Source organism: Flavobacterium sp. (assembly GCF_036405015.1).
GTDB lineage: Bacteria > Bacteroidota > Bacteroidia > Flavobacteriales > Flavobacteriaceae > Flavobacterium.
Genome location: NZ_DASWYK010000197.1, coordinates 15,112 through 37,646, shown reverse-complemented (window position 1 = coordinate 37,646; position 22,535 = coordinate 15,112). Strand labels below are relative to the sequence as shown.

Sequence of the window (22,535 nt, the reverse complement as noted above, 5' to 3'; positions counted from 1 at the left end):
AAATTATTTGAAATTATTCCTGGTCCAAAAACTTCAAACGAAGTATTGGATTTCTTAAACGAATACGGTTCTAAATTCTTAGGAAAAACTTCGGTTGTTGCTAAAGATACTCCAGCATTTATTGGAAACAGAATTGGTATTTACGGAATTCAGAGTTTATTCCATTTGGTAAAAGAAATGGGATTAACGATTGAAGAAGTTGATAAATTGACTGGACCAGTTATTGGCCGTCCAAAATCGGCTACTTTCCGTACTGTTGACGTTGTTGGTTTAGATACTTTGGTACACGTTGCCAATGGTATTTACGAAAACTGCCCTAACGACGAACAACACGAATTGTTCAAACTTCCTGATTTCATCAACAAAATGATGGAAAATAATTGGTTAGGAAGCAAAACCGGACAAGGTTTCTACAAAAAAGTAGACAAAGATATTCTTTCTCTTGACTTAGACACACTTGAATACCGCCCTGCAAAAAAAGCAAATTTTGCAACTTTAGAATTAACTAAAACGATCGACAAACCGATTAATCGTTTTAAAGTTTTAGTAAAAGGAACAGACAAGGCAGGTGAATTCTACCGTAAGAGTTTCGCTGGAATGTTTGCTTATGTTTCAAACAGAATTCCTGAAATCTCAGACGAATTATACAAAATTGACGACGCTATGAAAGCTGGTTTTGGATGGGAAAATGGTCCATTCGAAATCTGGGATGCTATTGGCGTTGCAAAAGGAATCGAAATCATGAAAGCAGAAGGTTTAGAGCCTGCTACATGGGTAAACGAAATGTTAGCTTCTGGAAGTGACAGCTTCTATACTGTAAAAGAAGGCGCTACTTATTTCTACAACCTTCCAACAAAATCTCAGGTAAAAGTTCCTGGACAAGATTCATTCATTATTCTGAACAACATCCGCGAAAGCAAAAAAGTTTGGAGCAATAGTGGTGCCATTATTCAAGATTTAGGAGATGGAATCTTGAACTTAGAATTCCAATCTAAAATGAATACAATTGGTGGTGATGTACTTTCTGCGATCAATAAAGCTATTGAATTAGCTGAAAAAGAACACCAAGGTTTGGTTATTGGAAACCAAGCTGCGAATTTCTCTGTTGGAGCTAACATCGGAATGATTTTCATGATGGCGGTTGAGCAAGAATACGACGAATTGAACATGGCAATTAAATTGTTCCAAGATACGATGATGCGTGTTCGTTATTCTTCAATTCCAGTGGTAGTTGCGCCACACGGAATGACTTTTGGTGGTGGATGCGAAATGAGCTTGCATGCTGATAAAGTAGTTGCTGCTGCAGAAACTTATATGGGATTAGTTGAATTTGGTGTTGGAGTTATCCCTGGTGGTGGTGGTTCTAAAGAAATGACTTTAAGAGCTTCAGATTTGTTCCGCAAAAACGATGTGGAATTAAACGTTCTTCAAGAGTATTTCTTGACTATCGCAATGGCAAAAGTTTCTACTTCTGGTTATGAAGCTTTTGACACTGGACTTTTACAACATGGTAAAGATATTATCGTAGTAAACAAAGACCGTCAAATTGCTGAAGCTAAAAAACATGCTTTGTTAATGGCTGAAGCTGGCTACACGCAACCAATCAGAAGAAACGATATCAAAGTTTTAGGAAAACAAGCTTTAGGTATGTTCTTAGTGGGAACGGATCAAATGGAAGCTGGAAAATACATCTCTGAACACGACAAGAAAATCGCTAACAAACTGGCTTACGTAATGGCTGGTGGTGATTTATCTGAAGCAACTTTAGTATCTGAACAATATTTATTAGATATCGAAAGAGAGGCTTTCTTGAGCTTATGTACAGAGAGAAAAACTCTTGAGCGTATTCAGTATATGTTAACTAAAGGAAAACCACTTCGTAATTAGAAAATAGAACAAAGAGAATAGAATATAGATTTTAAGACTTGCAAAGTCTATTTTCTATACTCTATCTTCTATACTCTTAAAAAACAAAACAAATGAAAACAGCATATATAGTAAAAGCATATAGAACAGCAGTTGGAAAAGCTCCAAAAGGTGTTTTTAGATTTAAAAGACCTGATGAATTAGCGGCTGAAACCATTCAGTTTATGATGAATGAACTACCTGATTTTGACAAAAAACGTATTGACGACGTTATGGTTGGAAATGCAATGCCAGAAGCAGAACAAGGACTTAACGTCGGTCGTTTGATCTCTTTGATGGGATTAAAAGTAGAAGACGTTCCTGGAGTTACAGTAAACCGTTACTGCGCATCTGGATTAGAAACTATCGGAATGGCAACGGCTAAAATTCAATCAGGAATGGCAGATTGTATCATTGCTGGCGGTGCAGAAAGTATGAGTTACATTCCGATGGGAGGTTACAAACCAACTCCAGATTATAAAGTTGCAGCTGCTGGTCACGAAGATTACTACTGGGGAATGGGTTTAACTGCCGAAGCGGTTGCTAAACAATACAACGTTTCTAGAGAAGATCAGGATGAGTTTGCTTACAATTCTCATATGAAAGCTTTAAAAGCACAAGCAGAAGGAAAATTCGATAAACAAATCGTTCCAATTACGGTTGAGCAGACTTTCATCAATGAAAATGGTAAAAAAGAAACGAAATCATACGTAGTAAATAAAGACGAAGGACCAAGAGCTGGAACTTCTAAAGAAGCTTTAGCAGGTTTAAGACCGGTTTTTGCTGCTGACGGAAGTGTAACCGCTGGTAACTCTTCTCAAATGAGCGACGGTGCTGCTTTTGTTTTAATCATGAGCGAAGACATGGTAAAAGAATTAAATCTTGAGCCAATTGCACGTCTAGTAAACTTTGCTTCTTCTGGTGTTGAACCAAGAATTATGGGTATCGGACCTGTAAAAGCAATTCCGAAAGCTTTAAAACAAGCTGGTTTAACATTAAACGATATCGAATTAATTGAATTAAACGAGGCTTTTGCTTCTCAAGCTTTAGCAGTAACTCGCGAATTAGGTTTAAATCCTGATATCGTAAACGTAAACGGTGGGGCAATTTCGTTAGGGCATCCTCTAGGTTGTACGGGCGCTAAACTTTCTGTTCAGTTATTTGATGAAATGAAACGCAGAGGAAATAAGTACGGAATTGTTTCGATGTGTGTGGGTACTGGACAAGGTTCTGCTGGGATTTACGAAGTTCTTTAAAAAAGAGAATAGAATATAGAATAAAGAGAATAGATGTTTTCCTTGAGAATAAAGAGATAGACTTTTAGAAATTATATAAAAGTTTTAAAAACAAATAGAATAGTAATATTCTTACTTTTTATTTTATTAACTTGACTCAAAAAAACATGAGACATAATTACAAGAACTTAAAGATTTGGAAGATTGGAATTGGAATTGCCAATGAAATTTCAGACATATTAATAGAATTTCCAAAACATGAACGATACGATTTGAGTTCTCAAATAAGCAGATGTTCGGTTTCGATGCCTAGTAATATTGCTGAAGGATCTTCAAGAACTGATAAGTCTTTCAGTCACTTTTTAGACATTTCTCTTGGTTCTTCATTTGAACTAATTACACAATTATTGATTGCTAAACATAGAAAATATATAAACGAGATACAATTTAACCAATTAGAAATTAAAATAGAAGAATTCCAAAGAATGACAATGGGTTTTCAAAACGGACTAAAGTAAAGTCTACTTTCTATACTCTATTTTCTATTTTCTTTCATAAAAAAACAAAAACAAAATGGCAGATACAATCGAAAAAAACGTGACTCGTGGTGGTCAGTTTTTGGTTAAAGAAACAAAATGTGAAGATATCTTTACTCCAGAAGATTTCTCAGAAGAGCAGTTAATGATGCGTGACTCTGTAAAAGAGTTCGTAGACAAAGAATTATGGGCGCATAAAGATCGTTTTGAAAAGAAAGATTACGCTTATACCGAATCTTCAATGCGTAAAGCAGGTGAACTAGGACTTTTAGGAGTTGCAGTTCCAGAAGAATACGGCGGATTAGGAATGGGATTTGTTTCTACAATGTTAGTTTGTGACTACATTTCTGGAGCAACTGGATCTTTCTCTACAGCTTTTGGTGCTCATACCGGAATTGGAACAATGCCAATTACACTTTATGGAACTGAGGAACAAAAGAAAAAATACGTTCCGAAATTAGCTTCTGGAGAATGGTTTGGTGCTTACTGTTTAACTGAGCCAGGCGCAGGATCTGATGCTAACTCAGGAAAAACAAAAGCAGTTTTATCTGAAGACGGAAAATACTATTCAATCACAGGACAAAAAATGTGGATTTCGAATGCAGGTTTCTGCAGCGTTTTCATCGTTTTTGCTCGTATTGGAGATGATAAAAATATTACAGGTTTCATCGTAGAAAACGATCCTTCAAACGGAATTTCTATGAATGAAGAAGAGCATAAATTAGGAATCCGTGCTTCTTCTACTCGTCAGGTTTTCTTCAACGAAACAAAAGTTCCGGTTGAAAACATGTTATCTGAAAGAGGAAACGGTTTCAAAATCGCAATGAATGCCTTAAACGTTGGACGTATTAAATTGGCTGCAGCTTGTTTAGATGCACAAAGAAGAGTTACTTCTGGAGCTGTAAAATACGCTAATGAAAGAATTCAGTTCAATACTTCTATTTCATCTTTTGGAGCAATCCGTTCTAAATTAGCTGAAATGGCAACTAGCGCTTATGCTGGAGAAAGTGCTTCTTACCGTGCTGCAAAAGACATCGAAGACAGAATCGCAGCTCGTGAAGCAGAAGGAACTTCTCACCAAGAAGCAGAATTAAAAGGTGTTGAAGAATACGCTATCGAGTGTTCTATCTTGAAAGTAGCAGTTTCTGAAGACGTTCAAAACTGTTCTGACGAAGGAATTCAGGTTTTTGGTGGAATGGGATTCTCTGAAGATACTCCGATGGAAAGTGCTTGGAGAGATGCTCGTATCGCGCGTATTTATGAAGGTACAAACGAAATCAACAGAATGCTTTCTGTAGGTATGTTGATCAAAAAAGCAATGAAAGGACATGTTGATTTACTTGGACCTGCAATGAAAGTTCAAGAAGAATTAATGGGAATTCCATCTTTTGATACTCCTGATTTCTCTGAATTATTCTCAGAAGAAAAAGTAATAGTAGCCAACTTGAAAAAAGTTTTCTTAATGGTTGCGGGAAGTGCTGTTCAAAAATATGGTCCAGATTTAGATTCTCACCAACAGTTATTAATGGCTGCTGCTGATATCTTGATCGAAATCTACATGGCTGAAAGTACCATCTTGAGAACTGAGAAATTAGCAAAATCTCAAGGTGAAGATAAAGTACAAGAGCAAATTGCAATGGCAAAATTATACTTATATAAAGCCGTAGATATTGTAAACTTAAGAGGAAAAGAAGGAATTGCTTCATTCTCTGAAGGAGACGAACAACGCATGATGTTAATGGGATTAAAACGTTTTACAAAATACACTAATCTTCCAAACGTTGTAGCGTTAAGAGAAAAAATTGCAGAAAAATTAGTTGCAGAAAACACATACTGCTTCTAATATAAAAATAGTTTTTAGCTTTTAATTTGTTTAAGCCCGCGCAAGTCCGAAACTGCGCGGGTTTATTTTTTTAGTTATTTTACACGAAAGATATCACTTACAATTCGCAACTTTTTTGCATAAATCTGCAAAATATTCGTTAAAATTATTATTCAACAGCCATTACAATAGTAAAATATCAAATTTATTGCAGTACTTTTAGCTTTCTAAAAAACTCTAAAAACCAGAAAAAAATGAAACAAACTACTCTAATTGCTTTATTTTTAATGTGCTTTGGTCTTTCTACAACTTTCGCACAAAAGAATAAAAAAATGGATATTATTGCCTACTACACAGGCGATTCAAATTTAATTGATCAATACGAAGTCAGTAAACTAAATCAAATCATATTCAGTTTCTGTCACTTAAAAGACGGAAAATTAACTGTTGATTCAGAGAAAGATTCTAATACTATTAAGCATTTAGTTTCTTTAAAAGCTAAAAATCCACAACTTAAAATTATTGTTTCCCTTGGTGGCTGGGGCGGTTGCGAACCATGTTCTGAAGCTTTTTCTACTCCTGAAGGGCGTCTTAAATTTGCAAAATCTGTAAAAGAATTAAGTGATTCTTATAATGTAGATGGTCTAGATTTAGATTGGGAATATCCAGCAATCGAAGGACTTCCTGGACATTTATACCAAGCTGTTGACAAGCCAAACTTTACAGAATTAGTAAAAATCCTTCGTTCAACATTGGGCAAAAAATATGAATTAAGTTTTGCTGCTGGGGGATTCCAAAAATACTTAGACGAATCTATCGATTGGAAAGCAGTGACTCCGCTGGTTAATCGCATCAATATCATGAGTTACGATTTAGTAAACGGATATTCTCAAGTTACAGGTCATCATACGCCATTATACAGCACAAATGCAAATGAAGAATCTACCAATAGAGCAGTTGAGTTTTTGTTAAAACAAGGAGTTCCTGCTGAAAAATTAGTTATTGGAGGTGCTTTTTATACGAGACAATGGATTAATGTTGAAAACATAAATAACGGTCTATATCAAGCTGGAAAACACGTTGAAGGTGTTAATTTTAAAGATTACGCTAAAACGTATACTGAAGCAAATGGCTGGAAATATTTCTGGGATGATAAAGCGAAAGCGCCATATTGGTACAATGCTTCAACTAAAACTTTTGCAACTTCAGATGATTTAAAATCTATTAAAGAAAAAGCAGAATATGTTAAAGCTAAAAAATTGGGCGGTATCATGTTCTGGGAACTTACTTTAGACAGTTTCCATGACGGAATGGTAAATGAAATTTACAAAGTAAAAACAGCAAAATAGTTTTTTTACACTTCATAAAAAAGGCAGTTACTTTAAATAACTGCCTTTTCTATTTTATAAAAATGAAATCTTATTGAACTTTTGTTTTATCTAATTCTCCAATAAACGGAATAGCTTCTAAAATTTCACTTCGAATAATTGTCTGTAAATACACTTCAAGTTGAATAAATTTGGCAGCATTTATAGAACCAATAGCCTTTTTTGCCTGACCATACGTTTTAGAGTACAATTTTTCATAAGCAATATGATTTTTTAGAGTTCCTTTTGCCAGTTCATCTGCTTTAGCATCTGTTAACGTTTCGTAATTGGCCGCATAATCATTTATTAACTGAAATTTGGTCTGTCCCAATGCTTTTCTCTGGGTTTCGTAATTATCATACACTTTTGCGAAAGCCGCAGATTGTGTATCAGACAGATTCATGTACTGTTTCACCAGTTCACTTTTAGATTTTCCATAAACACTTTGTAAAACATCTACATCTTCCTTAAATGAAGATTGTGCATAAGATGAAAATGAGGCAATTGCCAAAATAAGAATAAGACTTAATTTTTTCATGGGTTTTAATTTTAAATTTGTTTTTTAAAAAATACTATGCATTACTCAAATATACTGATTTATAACATTTTAAAAACAAAACCTTAGCACAAAAAATCAACTTATTCCTACTGTTTATTTTTTTGAATCTTTTGGAGCACTAATTATTCCATCGTAATAAATTGGCGCTCTATTGTTACTAGTAACATTTAACGTAGTAGATCCGTTATAGAAAATTGTAAATACTAGATCATAAATATCATTTTTCCCCCGAACAGTCGCTCTAAGAATAGTATTTTTCTTTTTCTTTTCAATTTTAATATTCTCCGGCTTACCTTCAAATTTAATTCCGCCATCACTATTATAACCTACATTGTACCCTCTCCCAAAAAAAGGAAGATCACAAGTCGTATTCTCTTTATCAAACTTTAGAAAATAAGTATTATAATCCAACTGAATTAATCTTCCTCCTTGTGGTGTCATTTTTTGTGCTTCAAAAACAAAATTTTGAGCATCTAGAAGCGCCTGTATCTGCTTCTGCTGTTCCAGCTCTCTTTCTTGTTTGAGCTCTTTCTTTGTTTTTTCTTGCGCCGAAAGCGAAAGATTCAAAACTAAAAACAATGATATAAATGATATTGTAGCTTTCATAGTATTATTTTTTAGTAAAACGCATCATTGCTATATCTCCCGAAATAAAATTCAAAGTCTTTCCATCATCCGTAATATCGTAAGTGGTTATTTTTTGGAGCATTTCCATGTAAGTTTGTTCTCCTTGCTGGCCGTTTAAACACATCATTTTAGTGACTGCCATTGGCTGCTTAAAATCGATTTTATTTCCATCGACTACCAATTTTCCTGTGTACGAATTGCAACTGTTATTTCCTGAAACTCGATTTTCTTTGGTATCAAAAACTATTGTCGGTTTTTTATTCGGATACAAACCATCAAAAGTAATTCTCGGCCCCGTAATATAATTGAGTTCCCAGGTTCCGTCAAGTTTAGAAACGGCATCCGTTTTTTTACATTTAAAAATACTACATGAAAACAATATCGAACTAAAAAAAACGAGAGTAATAATCTTTTTCATCATAACTTTAAACTTTTAAATATGAACGAATTAAAGAAGTAAAATTTCAAAAAAGCAACATTGAAACCTATACGAATTTAAGCAATAATTTTCGTTTTTGTGCTCAATCGATTTTAAATTACAAAGTATAGTTTGACTTTTTTTTAACTTTTAGAGTCAAACTATTCGGTTATTTTATGTTAAATTTACTTAATCTTTAATTAAAAATGCCCGTAAACATGAAAAAACTAATCGTTTCTTTCGCTATAATTACAGCCTTAGTCATTGGTTGTAAAACAAATAACAAATCAAATGATGCTAAAACATTAACAGTAGCATTAGAGCCAAAAAGCAATAGTAAAGTTGCTGGAACTGCTGTTTTTACAGAAAAAAATGGAAAAGTTACTTTTACTGCAAAAATGACTGGTTTAGAACCTGGAGTTCATGCAATCCACATTCATGAAAAAGCAGATTGTAGCTCTGCAGACGGAAGTTCAGCAGGAGGACACTGGAATCCAACTTTCAAAAAACATGGAAAATGGGGAGTTGCAGAATACCACAAAGGTGATATCGGAAACTTTACTGCTGATGCAAAAGGAAACGGATCAATCACTTTAACTACTGACGAATGGTGTATTGGTTGCGGAGACAGCAACAAAGACATTCTTGGAAAAGGCTTAATTGTACATGCTGGAACAGATGACTTTACGACTCAGCCAACTGGAAATGCCGGCGGAAGAGTTGCCTGCGCAGGAATCATCAAATAAGAAAAATCATAATAACCGTTATATTTTCACAAAATATAACGGTTATTTCATTTAAAATGAATTCTAAAACAAGAAAAAGACATAGCTTTGCAGCAGCAAAATTAAGTCAATGATTAATCCCTCAGCACCAGGCTGGATCGATAAGTTTTTTAGTGAACAGAAGTTTTCAGAAGCAATTCCTTTTGAAACAGTAGAATCGTTTTACTATAAAGTAAGAGAAACGGGATTTATTTACGGTCATATTATTGCTATCGATTCACAGATTCCGATTCCGATAAAAGGCTGGTTTAAAACTGAAATTTCTAAAGTAGCGCTACTTAATACACTCTATCATGTTTTTTGTTTAGAGAAAAGAAATTCAGAACCTCATAATTTTATTTCAGAAGTTTTAAAGTTTTACAAACAGATGAATCCAGAGGGATTTAATTTGTTTAAAATTTTATTGCCAAAAGACACTCCTTCCCTATCGCTTGAAAATATAATTGATCAGAGAGTTCAGACTAATGATAGCATCATCAGTAAAAACTTTTCGCATCTGGTAACCAATGCGCTATTATTTATTGACGTTTTAGCTTTCAGACAATATTTAGAACATGGAGAAATTCCTGAAAAATATTTAAAACGAATTGAAGAAACTGTTTTAGGAATTGTTGGTTTGGCTTTAAAAACTAAAACATCAAAATCTGTTCATGACGATTTATTGATTAAACTTTTTGAAGCTTCTATTCGCTATTCAAAATTTTCAAAAGTTACAGTTGAAACTTTAGAAACATTACATTTAGAATATTTCAGCAACAAACTTGAGCAATATTATTTAATTGATATGGCTGGAATGGCTCTTTGGAGTGATGGCGTTGTTGAAAATGAAGAAGCCTATTTCTTATACGCTTTGGGTTCTAGCATGGGAGTTTCCGATGAATTTGTAGCAAAAAGTATGAACACAACGAATACTTTTATTACAACACACAAAAAGAAGATTCCATACTTTAATTATTCTAATCCTGTAAAACATTTCTACGATCAGATGACGCATAGCGTTATAAAACTAATTGTTAGAAATAAAAACAGATTGGTTAGAGAAATCATGCAGAGTAAAGAATTGGTCGTTTTATTAGCCTATTCTACAACAAGAGATTTAGATGCAAAAGAAAAGAAAAAGGTAAAAAAACAGCTTTTGGATATCTGTAAAACCATTCCATCGCTTACGATATTTTTACTTCCAGGAGGAAGTTTATTATTACCAATATTGATCAAGTTTATTCCGACAATGCTTCCGTCTGCATTTAATGAGAATTTAGACGAAAACGAATAAAAAAAAATCGCCCTTTTGAGGCGATTTTTGTTTTCTATTACAAATCTAATTGATAAACATTATCAAGTTCTGCATTGGAACTGATGGTAACATTTAAATCGGTTACGAAACCAGAATTTAATCCGTAAACCCAACCGTGAAGCATAAGATCTTGACCGTTTTTCCAAGCTCCCTGAACAATTGATGTTTTAGCTAAATTATAAACTTGTTCTTTAGCATTGATTTCAACAAAAGCATTAAAACGCTCTGTTTCATCTTCAATTGAATTTAAATATTTATCGTGTAAACGGTATTCATCTTTAATGTGGCGAATCCAGTTATCAATAATTCCAACTGACTGATTCCCCATTGCCGCTTTTACACCTCCGCATCCGTAGTGTCCGCAAACAATAATATGTTTTATTTTCAAAACATTTACTGCATAATCCAGTACACTTAACATATTCATATCAGAGTGAACAACCATATTAGCAATGTTTCTGTGTACAAAAACTTCACCTGGTTTTGCACCAACAATTTCGTTTGCAGGAACACGGCTGTCAGAACATCCAATCCATAATAATGGCGGCTGTTGTCCTTTTGCCAAATCAGCAAAATAATTAGGATCTTTTGCTAATGAATTTTCAACCCACTTTTTATTATTTTCTAATAACTGCTCATAAAATTTTCTCATTTTTTTATTTTTTGTGTGGTAATTTCTAATTTTAGGAATGTCTCAAAAAGAACTTGAATGTAAAGTTACCTAAAATTTGAGACTTCTTTTATCTAAAAAATGTCTTATTTTAATTATTCTCCTCTAATAACTTCTTTTTGAACCACTTCTCTTTTCGCTACATCATAATAATGTTCAATAGTAACATGATTATGATTTTCAGGTGTATTTTCTAGTTCGTAAGCTTCTTTAAAACCTTTAAGCTTTACTTTTATATTTTCATCAATTGCTCGGGTTTCTTTAAACTCTCGAATTAAATCCAATACATCATGCGAAATGTACTCTGTATCATGAGCATTAATGATAACTTTTGAATTTTCTGGAATTTCAGCCAGGGTTTGTTTAATCGCGGCTTTATTTAAAAACGAAACTTCCTGCGCTAAATCGATGTGAATGATATCTCCATCTTCGTATTCTTCTTTTTTGAAGACATACGCTCTTTTTAAGTTTCCTCTTAAAACGAAAATAATACTAATGATGATACCCAACGCAACACCTTTTAGCAAATCTGTCGCAACAACAAAGACCAAAGTTGCAATAAAAGGGACAAACTGGTATTTACCCTTTTTCCAGAAATGCATAAAGGCTGCTGGTTTTGCTAATTTATATCCAACCAAAATCAAAACGGTTGCCAATGTTGCCAATGGAATTTTGTTTAAAATTGTTGGAATGACTAATACACTTATTAATAAAAGTACGCCGTGAATAATTGCAGAAAGCTTAGATTTTGCTCCTGCATTATTATTCGCAGACGAACGTACCACAACTGACGTCATTGGTAAACCGCCCAAAAGAGAACTTACAATATTACCCACACCTTGCGCTCTAAGTTCTACATTGGTATTGGTGTAACGTTTCTGTACATCCATTCTATCTGTAGCTTCAATACATAAAAGTGTCTCAATAGAAGCAACAATGGCAATTGTAATAGCAACTACCCAAACCTGCGGATTTGAAACTGCAGCGAAATTTGGCATAATTAGAATTGACTTAAATTCATCAAAAGATTTTGGAACTGGCAAAGAAACCAAATGTTCTTTTGCAATTGCCAAAGGGCTTCCAGTAGATATAAATATTTCATTTAAAACTACTCCAAGAATAACAGCGACTAAAGCTCCTGGAACTAATTTTATTCTTTTTAGAAATGATACTCTATCCCAAGCTAATAAAATAACCAATGAAACCGCAGAAACCACAACAGCTCCTAAATGGATATGATTTAGAACATCAAACAAAAATGAAAAAGAATTGCTTCCGTCATTTTGAATAAACGCCTGATCTCCTTCATAATCTGCATCATAACCAAAAGCATGAGGTATTTGTTTTAAAATAATAATGATTCCAATACCAGCTAACATTCCCTCAATTACATTTGTTGGAAAATAATTTGAGATACTTCCGGCCTTTAAAAATCCTAATGCTAATTGAATTAATCCTGCAATAAAAACAGACATCAAAAATACATCGAAAGCGCCCAAATCGGTAATTGCGGTTAAAATAATAGCCGTTAAACCAGCTGCCGGACCTGATACACTAATATGTGACTGACTTAAATATCCTACTACGATACCACCCACAACACCAGCGATAATTCCGGAAAATAATGGCGCTCCAGAAGCCATTGCAATACCTAAACACAACGGAAGAGCTACCAAGAAAACCACTAAACCTGATGCAAAATCAGATTTAAGGTTAGCAAAAAGATTGATTTTTTTTGTCATAACACAATACTAAAAAAATTATTCATTAAAGATTTACCGCATCTCTTGGCTAAAGATCAAAATAATCGGAAGTATTTATGCTAAATTGGGAGGTGGAGCAAATATGCTCGGAGAAATATTGTCTAATTTTACAATATTTTCAGAAATGATTGTTTTTTTCTCGATATAAACGGGAATTACAACTTCGTGCTCAAGAATTGAAGGGTGCATTACATTTTTAAGTTCTTTATGCACTTCTTCTTCAGCAATACTGAAAGATACAGCCGTACTATTGCCTTTCTTTAACGCCTGAACAATTGTCGGGGTCGATAAGAAGGCAAGAAATATGAATAGTAATATGCGGGCTACAAATTTCATCTAAACAAAAATAGCGTTAAACAAATAAAATCAAAGAGATTTGATAGAAATTTAACAAAAATAAAAAAGCAGAATGCAATTTTCATTCCATTCTGCTTATAATTATTTAAAAAACAATGCTTTATAAAGTTTCTTCCAACCATGCATTCATCATCCAAATCGTTTTTTCTTGCTCAGAAATGAAGTCACTCATCATAGAATTGGTTCCTTCATCATTAATTTCGTCCGATTTGTTTAATATTTCTCTTTCAATTTTTAACAAATCTGATAAAGAATGAACAATCAACTGAACGGCTTTTTCATCATTAGAAATATTCTTTCCAACAGTCAATTTATTGTTTTTAATATAGTCTTCAAAAGTATGCAACGGAGTTCCTCCAATTGTCAAAACTCGTTCAGCTATCATATCTATTTTTAATTGTGCGTCTGTATATAGTTCTTCAAATTTTACATGTAAATCAAAAAAACGTTTTCCTCGAATGTTCCAGTGAATTCCTCTCAAGTTTTGGTAATATACTTGAAAATTTGACAAAAGCACATTCAATTCTTTCACTAATAATTCTGACTCTTTTACAGGTAAACCTAAAATATTTGTTTTCATAATCTGATTTTTTACACTAATTTACTACAAATTTAAAGTAACTTTCTAAAATTATATATAAATAAAAATTATATTTTCTTATTTTTGCATCACAAATTACTATCAACATGACTATAACTCAATTACAATATGTGTTAGCAGTTGCTGAGCATAAAAACTTCACCCTTGCTGCTGAAAAATGCTTCGTAACACAGCCAACCTTAAGTATGCAGATACAAAAGATTGAAGAAGAACTTAATATTTTAATTTTCGACAGAAGCAAAAAACCGATTCAGCTTACTGATATAGGTCAGAAAATAGTGAATCAAGCGAAAAACATCGTGAATGAAGCTGATCGTATTAAAGATATTGTTGAGCAACAAAAAGGTTTTATTGGAGGAGAATTTCGATTAGGAATTATTCCAACCATCATGCCGACACTTTTACCAATGTTTTTAAACAATTTCATTAAGAAATATCCAAAAGTTAAACTTTTAATTGAAGAGTTAAACACCGAAGAAATTATCTTAAAACTTAAAAACGGGCATTTAGATGCTGCAATTGCTGCAACGCCACTTGAAGATGAAAAGATAAAGGAAATCGTTTTGTATTTTGAACCGTTTGTAGCTTACATTCCAGAACATCATGCAAGTTTTGGAAAAGAAGAAATAGAAGTTGCCGATTTAAATCTTAATGAAATCTTGCTTCTACAAGACGGACATTGTTTTAGAGATGGAATTTTAAATCTGTGCAAAAGTGTCTCAGATGCCGACCAAACTAATTTTCAGATAGAAAGTGGAAGCTTTGAAACCTTAATCAAATTGGCAGACGAAGGCCTTGGTACAACATTACTTCCGTACTTGCACACCTTAGACTTAAAAGAATCCGATAAACTCAAACTTCGAAATTTTAAGGAACCAAAACCAGCCCGTGAGGTAAGTTTAATTTACCCAAAGAGCGAATTAAAAATGCAAATCATTGATGCACTTCGATCTACAATTGCAGGCGTTGTTAAAGGCGCAATTGTTTTTCAGAATGTTCAAATCATTAGTCCATTACAAAAAAAGTAGTCATAAAAAAAGGAGCCAATTTGGCTCCTTTTCTTTTATACTTTTATTAGCTGTAGACTTGGTTTTAATTCTGGCTTTTCAATAATGAAATTTAACAGCCATTCTTGCAATTGTTCCATTTCGTAAGGTAACAGTGTTTTGATAGCTTTTTCTAACTCTTTGCAGAAAAGTACCGGATCGAAACTAACTCTCTCAAGTATTGATTTCGTGTAATCAAACATCATTTTTGACATAATAAAATAAGATTTTCGGGGGTTATCTATTTTTTTAAACTCGAGCCAAATTTAAACAATTAGCAAACATAAAATTCATTTTTAACTATTTTTTTTAAAAACTTTAGCAACGAATACGTTTTCTTAAAACACATAAATCAATATAGAATCATTCTAAACAACTCATTTCTAACCGTTTTTAAAGGCTCTAAACATTTCTCGTTTTCCAGGAGGCCCCGCTAATTTTTCGACGGTAAATCCTACAGCAATCATGCTTCTTTTTACAACACCACGTGCGGCATAAGTTACTAAGACTCCATTAGGCTTTAAACTATTGTACATTTTCTGAAAAATTTCCGTACTCCAAAGCTCCGGTTGCACCCTGTATCCGAAGGCATCAAAGTAAATCAAATCAAAAATTTCAAAATCGTCAATTTCATCAAAAAATTGTTTCCTTTTGGTTAACGAGAACTGGTCGCAAATTTCTACTTTTTCGTTCCATTCTGATTTATGCATTTTTTCAAAAATGTTATGAAATTCCAATGCTTCGAGCTCTTCAGCATAATTCATTTCGAGAATTTCATCGGCATCAACAGGATACGCTTCTACTCCAACATAATCAATATTTTGATTTTTACGAATAGCTTCTAAAAAGGTAATAAAAGCGTTCAAACCTGTTCCAAAACCTATTTCTAATATACTAATTGGTTTTTCAAATAATGAAAGTCCGTTTTTTATGAATACATGTTTTGCTTCCTGAATTGCTCCGTGTTTAGAATGGTAACATTCATCCCATTCTGGTAAACGAATTGTAGTTGAGCCATCTAGCGTTTTAATTATTTCTCTTTTCACTTTTTCCGAAATTTACAATAGCTTTTTATTGATTTTCAAGCCATTTTAATATTCAAATTTAATCAAAACTAATGCGTAAAGCCTTAAAAATCGATAGTTTTTTCATAAATTCTTTATAAAAATCAATTAAATATTTGAGTTTATTATAGGATAAATAAATCTCAGTCAAAACGTATAAATAATGAATTTTCGCTAAGCATTTTACATAATTTTACGTAATTTTGCATTCATTAATTTCCATTTTACACGATATCATCACTTTAGAATTGATTAAGTGAAAAATATCCACACAAAAAACTTACATAACTATGAGTACAACTCAAACAAGCAAAATTGAAATCAGAAAAGCTGATTCGTCTAAGATAAGCTCTGTAGACTTTGAAAACTTAAGTTTTGGTGCTGTATTTACAGACCATTTATTTGAATGTGATTATAAAGACGGACAATGGCTAAACCCTGTCATTAAACCTTATGCTCCGATTTTAATGGATCCATCATCAAAAGTCTTTCATTATGGACAAGCTATTTTTGAAGGAATGAAAGCTTACAAAGACGAGAACAATGATGTTTGGTTGTTTAGACCTGATGAAAACTACAAACGTTTTAATAGTTCTGCTGTTCGTATGGCAATGCCAGAAGTTCCAGAAGATATTTTCATGGAAGGTTTAAATGAATTATTAAAAATTGACAAGGATTGGATTCAAAGAGGAAACGGTGCAAGTATGTACATTCGTCCTTTTATGATTGCTACAGGTCCTGGAGTTATTGCAAATCCATCTGACGAATATAAATTTATGATTTTACTTTCTCCTGCAAAAGCATATTATGGAGGTGAAGTAAAAGTAATTATTGCTGAGCACTACAGTAGAGCTGCAAATGGCGGAATCGGAGCTGCAAAAGCTGCTGGAAACTACGCTGCTCAATTTTACCCAACTAACTTGGCAAACAAAGATGGTTTCCAACAAGTTATCTGGACTGATGATGCAACGCATACAAAATTAGAAGAAGCTGGAACAATGAACGTTTTCTTCAGAATTAATGATACTTTATTAACAGCTCCAACAAGCGAAAGAATCTTAGATGGTGTTACCAGAAAAAGTTTGATCGCAATGGCTGAAAAAGAAGGTCTTAATGTAGAAGTTCGTCCAGTTATTGTTACGGAATTGGTTGAAGCAGCTAAAAACGGATCTTTGAAAGAAATTTTCGGAGCTGGAACTGCAGCTGTAATCAGTGTTATCAAAGGATTCTCTTATAAAGATGAATACTACGAAATGGCTCCAATTGAAAACTCTTATGCTTCTTTCTTAAAAGAGAAACTTACAAGTCTTCAGAACAAACTTTCTGAAGATACTTACGGATGGACAGTTAAGGTTCAATAATCCAAAACCATATAAAAAGAGAAACCCGATAAATTTAGTTTTATCGGGTTTTTTATTTTTTTTTAAAATTTAAGTTATAATATGATGATTTTTAAACACATAGAAACATAGATTTCTATATCATAAAAAGAAAACAAAAAAAGAAACTAGTTTCTTAACACATAGCTATGTGCATTAATACAAGTGAAACGCCTCTTTAGAATTCCTAAGAACTATGTTTCTATATATTTAAAATATATTTTCTATAATAATTTCGAGAAATCAGGCTTAAAATAATTTGGACCTTTCATTACTTTTCCATCTTCACGGTAAATTGGTTGTCCATCTTCTCCTAATTTACTCATATTACTGCGTTGGATTTCATCAAAAACAGCTTCAATTTTATCTTGAAGTCCGTGTTCGATAATTGTACCACATAAAATATACATCATATCGCCAAGAGCATCGGCAATTTCAACCAAATCATTATTCTGAACCGCTTCATAATATTCTTCATTTTCCTCCTTCATTAAATTGTAACGAAGTAACTTCTTTTCTGCTCCTACATCAGCAACTGGAGTTGCACTATGACCAATTTTAAAAGCAGTGTGAAATTCTGTAACGGCGTCGAGTTGTTTTTTCATATAATAGTTTTTCTTTTTTGGGGCTAATTTACTTCACTTACTTATAAAATTAAAATAAAATTGAATGAAATGAAAACCTAATTTAGCGGCAAATCATTTACAAATCTCTAAATTTGCTGAAAAATTTTAAAAATTATGTTTAGTCAAGGACAAATACTATTTGGAGTGTGTTTTTTTATTGCATTTGTAATCATAATGATTTTTGCTTATCGAAAAGATCTAGCATTGCATAAAATATTTTACAAAGGAAATTACAAAGTATTACTTGTTTTCTTGCTTTTCATTGCCATATTATTTGTTATCAAAATCTTTTTAAAGAGATAAAAAGACCTACGCAACAAAATAAAACCTAATAATTATAGGTTATTAGTAAGACTCACAATAAAATTTATAACTTTACGAAACCAAACGATCTACCAATGAAAATTCTTAAGTATTTATTTCTTTTTGCGTTATTAAGTCTTGTTGCTCTAACTGTTTTTGTTGCTACACAAAAAGGAATTTTTGATGTTGAAAGAAGTAAAGTGATCAATTCACCTCGCGCAACGGTTTACAGTTACCTTAATGATTTTAGAAATTACGAAGATTTTGAATCTTGGTCGGTTGAAGATCCTTCTATACAAATGACTTTCCCTAACAAAACAAGCGGAAATGGCGCTTCTTTTTATTGGGATGGAGTTGATGGAAAAGGAAATGCAATTACTCTTAAAACAAAAGAAGGGGAAAGCATTGAACAAAAAATGAAATATGACGGAACAGAAGCAGATGTTGCGTGGACTCTGAAAGATACTTTGAACGGAAAAACAAAAGTTACCTGGAAAGGAAAAGGAACAATGAGTTTTTTATTTAAAATATATGCAGCTTTACACGGAGGTCCAGATCGAGTTATAGGTACTATTTACGAAAAAAGCTTAGCCAATATTGATAAAAACCTAGATTACGAAACCAAAACCTACGCAATCAAAGTTGACGGATTGGTAAAGAAAAATGAAACTCCTTATATTCGTCAAACTTTTACAAGTGAAATTGAAAAAGTAAATAAAAATGCCCGAATTGTAATTCCGAAACTTATTCATTTTAGCGAAACAAACGGTCTATCTGCAAACGGAAAACCTTTTATCATCTATCATACTTATGACACTAAAACTGGTTTAGCAAAAATCTCTATTTGTTTGCCAATCAATAAAGAAATATCTATTAGTTCAGGAAGTGATATTTTATCCGGAAAATTAAACGGGTTCGATGCTGTAAAGACTACATTAAATGGAGATTATTCACATAGAAATGAAGCTATTGCAAAAACTACGGCTTTTATAAACAAAGAAAAAATTACTCCAGAACTAAGCTGGTCGCATCTAGAAATCTGGACGCTTAGTAAATTGGATGTAAAAGGTTCTTCTAAATTGGTAACCGAAATTTATTTCCCAATTATACCAAAAGTAGTTCCTGTTGCCACAGAGCCATCTTATACTCCTGAAACTCCAAGTGAAACTCCAAGTGAAACACCAAGCGAGCCAAGAACAGAGCCTGTAAAACGCAAACCAGCTGCTCCTGTTACTGCACCAGCACAAACTCCTGTCCAAGAAGAAGAACAGTCGGAATTCTAAATTTTTTAAGGCTCATTAAACCTTTTGTTTTAAATTCAGTCTAACTTCTAAGAAAGGTTTACAAAACAAAAAGTTTGATAGACGAGAAAGAATTTATAAAACAATTATTAAACCCTGAAACGCAAAATGCTGCGTTTCAAAAACTCTTGTCTAATTATCAGAGACCTTTGTATTCTCATATCCGAAACATTGTTTTGAATCATGATGATGCAGACGACGTTTTACAAAACACTTTTGTAAAAGTCTTTCAATATCTTAAAAACTTTAAAGGCGAAAGCAAACTTTTCTCTTGGATGTATCGCATTGCAACAAATGAAGCTTTGACTTTTTTATCGCAAAAAGCAAAACTCAGCGGTATTTCGTCTGAAGATTTACAGAATAAAACGATCGACAATTTAAAAGCAGATCTTTATTTTGATGGAGATGAAATTCAAATCAAACTTCAAAAAGCAATTGTAACACTTCCAGAAAAACAACAATTAGTTTTCAAAATGAAATATTTTGAAGAATTAAAATACGAAGAGATTGCTGAAATATTAGGAACATCGGTTGGCGCTCTTAAAGCATCTTATCATCACGCAGTAAAAAAAATTGAATTATATGTTACATCAAATTAAACCTTTTGTAACAAAAACTATCTTATAAGTATTATGAAAACATTTAAATTAGAAAACGAACCCAAAATAAAATCTGGATTTAAAACACCAGAACATTATTTTGATGATTTTTCAGAGAAAGTTTTACAGCAATTAAACGAAAAAGAAGTAAAAGTAATTCCATTCTACAAACGCAAAAAAACACTTTCTCTGGCAGCGGCTGCGGTAATTGGTTTTGCATTATTAATTCCGATTGTAAATAATTATAAAGCAAATTCAAACGAACTTGATGAAGCTACTTTAGAAACTTATTTATCTTATCATTCTAATATCAGCCAATACGATTTAATTCAAACATTAGACGACAGCGATATCGAAAAATTAGGCAACGATGTTACTTTGGAAGATGAAACATTAGAAGATATTTTAGCCGCGAGTCCAAATATAGAACACTTAATTTCAGAACAAAATTAGATCAAACTTAACTCAACAACTTAACTTAGCAATGAAAATAAAAAACATCTTACCACTCCTGCTCTTTCTGACAAGTTTTTCAATTTTTGCTCAAGGTGGAAAAATTGATGAAAAGCGTGAAAAAATTAAAGCTTTTAAAGTTTCATTTTTAACAACAGAATTGGAATTAACTTCAACAGAAGCCGAGAAATTCTGGCCAATTTATAATGCTTATGATGATAAGCAATATGAATTAAAGTATTTAAAAATGAAAACGTATGTGAGACAGCTAAAAGATGAGAATCTTAAAAATCTCTCAGATAAAGAGGCTGCAACATTATTATCGCAAATCGAAAGTACGGATAAAGAAATATATCAGCTTCGTGAAAAATACATGAGCAATCTAAAAAAAGTACTTTCTGCAAAGAAAATATTGCTGCTTAAAAAATCGGAAGACGATTTTAATCGAAAATTATTACAGCAATATCGCGACAAAGGCAATAAAGATTAAGCTTAACGAAACAACAGCGGTAAGAACCCTATATAATAATACTTACTTTATTATTTAGGGTTCTTATTTTTTTATTTAAAATTAAGTCGAACCACTTTATTATGCCCTGCAGCAATTGCAGTGTTTCTATTTACGAAACGAATAGTAAAAAACTTGGTATCTGTAGACAACTGCATCCAGTTTTCGCCTCCATTTTGAGAATATTGTATTCCTTCAGAACCTACGCAGACGATTTCTCTACCATTTCCTCCCGGAACATATTGCACACATGATGCATAGCCAAACCCCATATTTTGTCCGATCAGCTCCCAGGTTTTTCCGCCATCTTTTGTAAAAGCTTTGTTGTCATTTTTTTTATTCGGAAGTTCGTAATCTCCTCCAGCAATAAATCCTTGCTTAGAATCGTAAAAATCAGCTGTAAAAATACCCGTCATTTCTTTTCCCTGAACAATAGGAGTTTCTACTACTTTCCATGTTTTTGCTTTATCAGGAGAATAAAAAACACGTGCTTTTTTTCCGCCCGAAACCAACCATGTATCATTACCTTTGATTACGATATTGGTATTACTCGCTGCAAAAGCTGCTTCGCCAATAGCATTGGTAGGCAATTTATCAGACAATAGTTTTGTCCAAGTTTCTCCGCCATCACGTGTTACAATAACAGAAAAAGTATCTTCTGTAGGATCTCCAATTGCAATACCTTCTTTATCATTCCAAAATTGCATACTATCATAAAACACTTTCGGATTGATTTCTTTGTATACCAATTTAACCTTGTTGTCTTTTTTTGAAATTGAATATAACAATGCCGGATTTGAAACACTTAGCAAAAAAACATCTTTAGAAGTCTGTGCAATACTTCTAAATTCTAAATTCAAAGTATCGCGATAAATATGTTCTTCAAATTTTTCTTTTTTGATTAAATCATAATAACCAAAACGAGAATTATCAGCTCCGTACCAAATTTTATTTTTATCTACCAAAATGGCTCTGATACTAATTCTATCTTTAAATAAAGTATCCATAGTCATTGATGTAAAACCGCTGTTATAAGCTACTTTAGTTTCATATTTAAATGTTCCAAAAGACATCAATAAAATAAAAATACCACAAAATAAAACTAGTTTTTTCATAAGAAATTAAAATTTGGTTAACGCTAAAATACGATTATTTATAATATCTCAAATAGCTTTATTTCATTTTCAAAAAATAATAATTAGTCTATTTTATACAGCCCATTAAATCCAAAAATCAACCCAATAAACACAACTCACTAACTAACAGGTCATTGCGACCAAAGAATCCTAAAATAAATTTGTGGCACAGTAATTGGAT

24 protein-coding genes are annotated in these 22,535 nt (G+C 32.7%); 13 read left to right on the top strand and 11 right to left on the bottom strand.

Annotated elements, in window-relative coordinates; translation table 11 throughout:
• From VGE71_RS17020 to VGE71_RS17000, 5 genes are all read left to right on the top strand, one after another.
• Window positions 1–1,887, top strand: a 1,887-nt coding sequence (locus tag VGE71_RS17020; protein WP_331139384.1) for a 3-hydroxyacyl-CoA dehydrogenase/enoyl-CoA hydratase family protein, incomplete at its 5' end; no start/stop codon positions are given.
• A gap of 92 nt (window positions 1,888–1,979) precedes the next feature.
• Window positions 1,980–3,161 (top strand): thiolase family protein, encoded by a 1,182-nt coding sequence (locus VGE71_RS17015; protein WP_207295242.1) that lies wholly within the window; start codon window positions 1,980–1,982, stop codon window positions 3,159–3,161.
• A gap of 146 nt (window positions 3,162–3,307) precedes the next feature.
• Window positions 3,308–3,658: a four helix bundle protein gene (locus VGE71_RS17010; RefSeq protein WP_331139383.1), complete on the top strand. Its 351-nt coding sequence runs from the start codon at window positions 3,308–3,310 to the stop codon at window positions 3,656–3,658.
• 55 nt (window positions 3,659–3,713) lie between these two features.
• Complete coding sequence (locus tag VGE71_RS17005; protein WP_331139382.1) at window positions 3,714–5,519, top strand: acyl-CoA dehydrogenase family protein; 1,806 nt, start codon at window positions 3,714–3,716, stop codon at window positions 5,517–5,519.
• A gap of 233 nt (window positions 5,520–5,752) precedes the next feature.
• Complete coding sequence (locus tag VGE71_RS17000) at window positions 5,753–6,847, top strand: glycoside hydrolase family 18 protein (RefSeq protein WP_331139381.1); 1,095 nt, start codon at window positions 5,753–5,755, stop codon at window positions 6,845–6,847.
• Between the two features lie 70 nt (window positions 6,848–6,917).
• On the opposite strand, the gene VGE71_RS16995 is transcribed toward VGE71_RS17000, so the two are convergent.
• The 3 genes from VGE71_RS16995 to VGE71_RS16985 form a co-directional block, all read right to left on the bottom strand.
• Window positions 6,918–7,403 (bottom strand): hypothetical protein, encoded by a 486-nt coding sequence (locus tag VGE71_RS16995; protein ID WP_331139380.1) that lies wholly within the window; start codon window positions 7,401–7,403, stop codon window positions 6,918–6,920.
• Window positions 7,404–7,517: 114 nt separating this feature from the next.
• Window positions 7,518–8,030, bottom strand: a complete 513-nt coding sequence (locus VGE71_RS16990; RefSeq protein WP_331139379.1) for a DUF4251 domain-containing protein — start codon at window positions 8,028–8,030, stop codon at window positions 7,518–7,520.
• Window positions 8,031–8,034: 4 nt separating this feature from the next.
• On the bottom strand, window positions 8,035–8,472 hold the full coding sequence (locus VGE71_RS16985; RefSeq protein ID WP_331139378.1) for an META domain-containing protein: 438 nt from the start codon (window positions 8,470–8,472) through the stop codon (window positions 8,035–8,037).
• A gap of 215 nt (window positions 8,473–8,687) precedes the next feature.
• Between VGE71_RS16985 and VGE71_RS16980 the strand changes: the two genes are divergently transcribed.
• Together VGE71_RS16980 and VGE71_RS16975 are read left to right on the top strand one after the other, a co-directional pair.
• Window positions 8,688–9,215, top strand: coding sequence for a superoxide dismutase family protein (locus VGE71_RS16980; RefSeq protein WP_331139377.1), 528 nt, complete (start codon window positions 8,688–8,690; stop codon window positions 9,213–9,215).
• A 109-nt stretch (window positions 9,216–9,324) separates the two neighbouring features.
• A complete protein-coding gene (locus VGE71_RS16975) occupies window positions 9,325–10,527 on the top strand; it encodes an LETM1-related biofilm-associated protein (RefSeq protein WP_331139376.1) in 1,203 nt (400 codons plus the stop codon).
• A gap of 37 nt (window positions 10,528–10,564) precedes the next feature.
• Here the strand turns inward: VGE71_RS16975 and can are convergent, their stop codons facing one another.
• The 4 genes from can to VGE71_RS16955 all read right to left on the bottom strand — a co-directional run bounded on the left by can (window position 10,565) and on the right by VGE71_RS16955 (window position 13,918).
• The gene (can, locus tag VGE71_RS16970; RefSeq protein WP_331139375.1) at window positions 10,565–11,200 is read right to left on the bottom strand and encodes a carbonate dehydratase; all 636 of its coding nucleotides are present in this window, start codon (window positions 11,198–11,200) and stop codon (window positions 10,565–10,567) included.
• A 113-nt stretch (window positions 11,201–11,313) separates the two neighbouring features.
• Window positions 11,314–12,960, bottom strand: a complete 1,647-nt coding sequence (locus VGE71_RS16965; RefSeq protein ID WP_331139374.1) for a SulP family inorganic anion transporter — start codon at window positions 12,958–12,960, stop codon at window positions 11,314–11,316.
• Window positions 12,961–13,035: 75 nt separating this feature from the next.
• On the bottom strand, window positions 13,036–13,317 hold the full coding sequence (locus VGE71_RS16960) for a hypothetical protein (RefSeq protein WP_331139373.1): 282 nt from the start codon (window positions 13,315–13,317) through the stop codon (window positions 13,036–13,038).
• Window positions 13,318–13,438: 121 nt separating this feature from the next.
• Window positions 13,439–13,918 (bottom strand): Dps family protein, encoded by a 480-nt coding sequence (locus VGE71_RS16955; RefSeq protein WP_111288607.1) that lies wholly within the window; start codon window positions 13,916–13,918, stop codon window positions 13,439–13,441.
• 107 nt (window positions 13,919–14,025) lie between these two features.
• Here VGE71_RS16955 and VGE71_RS16950 point away from each other — a divergent pair, with 107 nt between their 5' ends.
• Window positions 14,026–14,967 carry a LysR substrate-binding domain-containing protein gene (locus VGE71_RS16950; protein ID WP_331139372.1) on the top strand — a complete coding sequence of 314 codons (942 nt, stop codon included), beginning with the start codon at window positions 14,026–14,028 and terminating at the stop codon, window positions 14,965–14,967.
• Between the two features lie 35 nt (window positions 14,968–15,002).
• Here the strand turns inward: VGE71_RS16950 and VGE71_RS16945 are convergent, their stop codons facing one another.
• Together VGE71_RS16945 and mnmD are read right to left on the bottom strand one after the other, a co-directional pair.
• Complete coding sequence (locus tag VGE71_RS16945) at window positions 15,003–15,200, bottom strand: hypothetical protein (RefSeq protein ID WP_073416676.1); 198 nt, start codon at window positions 15,198–15,200, stop codon at window positions 15,003–15,005.
• A 168-nt stretch (window positions 15,201–15,368) separates the two neighbouring features.
• Window positions 15,369–16,031, bottom strand: coding sequence for a tRNA (5-methylaminomethyl-2-thiouridine)(34)-methyltransferase MnmD (gene mnmD / locus VGE71_RS16940; RefSeq protein WP_331139371.1), 663 nt, complete (start codon window positions 16,029–16,031; stop codon window positions 15,369–15,371).
• Between the two features lie 308 nt (window positions 16,032–16,339).
• Here mnmD and VGE71_RS16935 point away from each other — a divergent pair, with 308 nt between their 5' ends.
• Window positions 16,340–17,410, top strand: coding sequence for a branched-chain amino acid aminotransferase (locus tag VGE71_RS16935; protein ID WP_331139370.1), 1,071 nt, complete (start codon window positions 16,340–16,342; stop codon window positions 17,408–17,410).
• A 242-nt stretch (window positions 17,411–17,652) separates the two neighbouring features.
• Here VGE71_RS16935 and VGE71_RS16930 read toward each other — a convergent pair whose 3' ends face one another.
• Window positions 17,653–18,033, bottom strand: a complete 381-nt coding sequence (locus VGE71_RS16930) for a nucleoside triphosphate pyrophosphohydrolase family protein (RefSeq protein WP_331139369.1) — start codon at window positions 18,031–18,033, stop codon at window positions 17,653–17,655.
• A gap of 419 nt (window positions 18,034–18,452) precedes the next feature.
• Between VGE71_RS16930 and VGE71_RS16920 the strand changes: the two genes are divergently transcribed.
• From VGE71_RS16920 to VGE71_RS16905, 4 genes are all read left to right on the top strand, one after another.
• Window positions 18,453–19,640: a transcriptional regulator gene (locus tag VGE71_RS16920; protein WP_331139368.1), complete on the top strand. Its 1,188-nt coding sequence runs from the start codon at window positions 18,453–18,455 to the stop codon at window positions 19,638–19,640.
• 74 nt (window positions 19,641–19,714) lie between these two features.
• Complete coding sequence (locus VGE71_RS16915; protein WP_144218752.1) at window positions 19,715–20,257, top strand: RNA polymerase sigma factor; 543 nt, start codon at window positions 19,715–19,717, stop codon at window positions 20,255–20,257.
• Between the two features lie 33 nt (window positions 20,258–20,290).
• Window positions 20,291–20,710 (top strand): hypothetical protein, encoded by a 420-nt coding sequence (locus tag VGE71_RS16910; protein ID WP_331139367.1) that lies wholly within the window; start codon window positions 20,291–20,293, stop codon window positions 20,708–20,710.
• Between the two features lie 31 nt (window positions 20,711–20,741).
• Window positions 20,742–21,200, top strand: a complete 459-nt coding sequence (locus tag VGE71_RS16905) for a sensor of ECF-type sigma factor (protein WP_144218748.1) — start codon at window positions 20,742–20,744, stop codon at window positions 21,198–21,200.
• Between the two features lie 71 nt (window positions 21,201–21,271).
• On the opposite strand, the gene VGE71_RS16900 is transcribed toward VGE71_RS16905, so the two are convergent.
• Window positions 21,272–22,333, bottom strand: coding sequence for an oxidoreductase (locus tag VGE71_RS16900; protein ID WP_144218746.1), 1,062 nt, complete (start codon window positions 22,331–22,333; stop codon window positions 21,272–21,274).
• Window positions 22,334–22,535 lie beyond the last annotated feature (202 nt).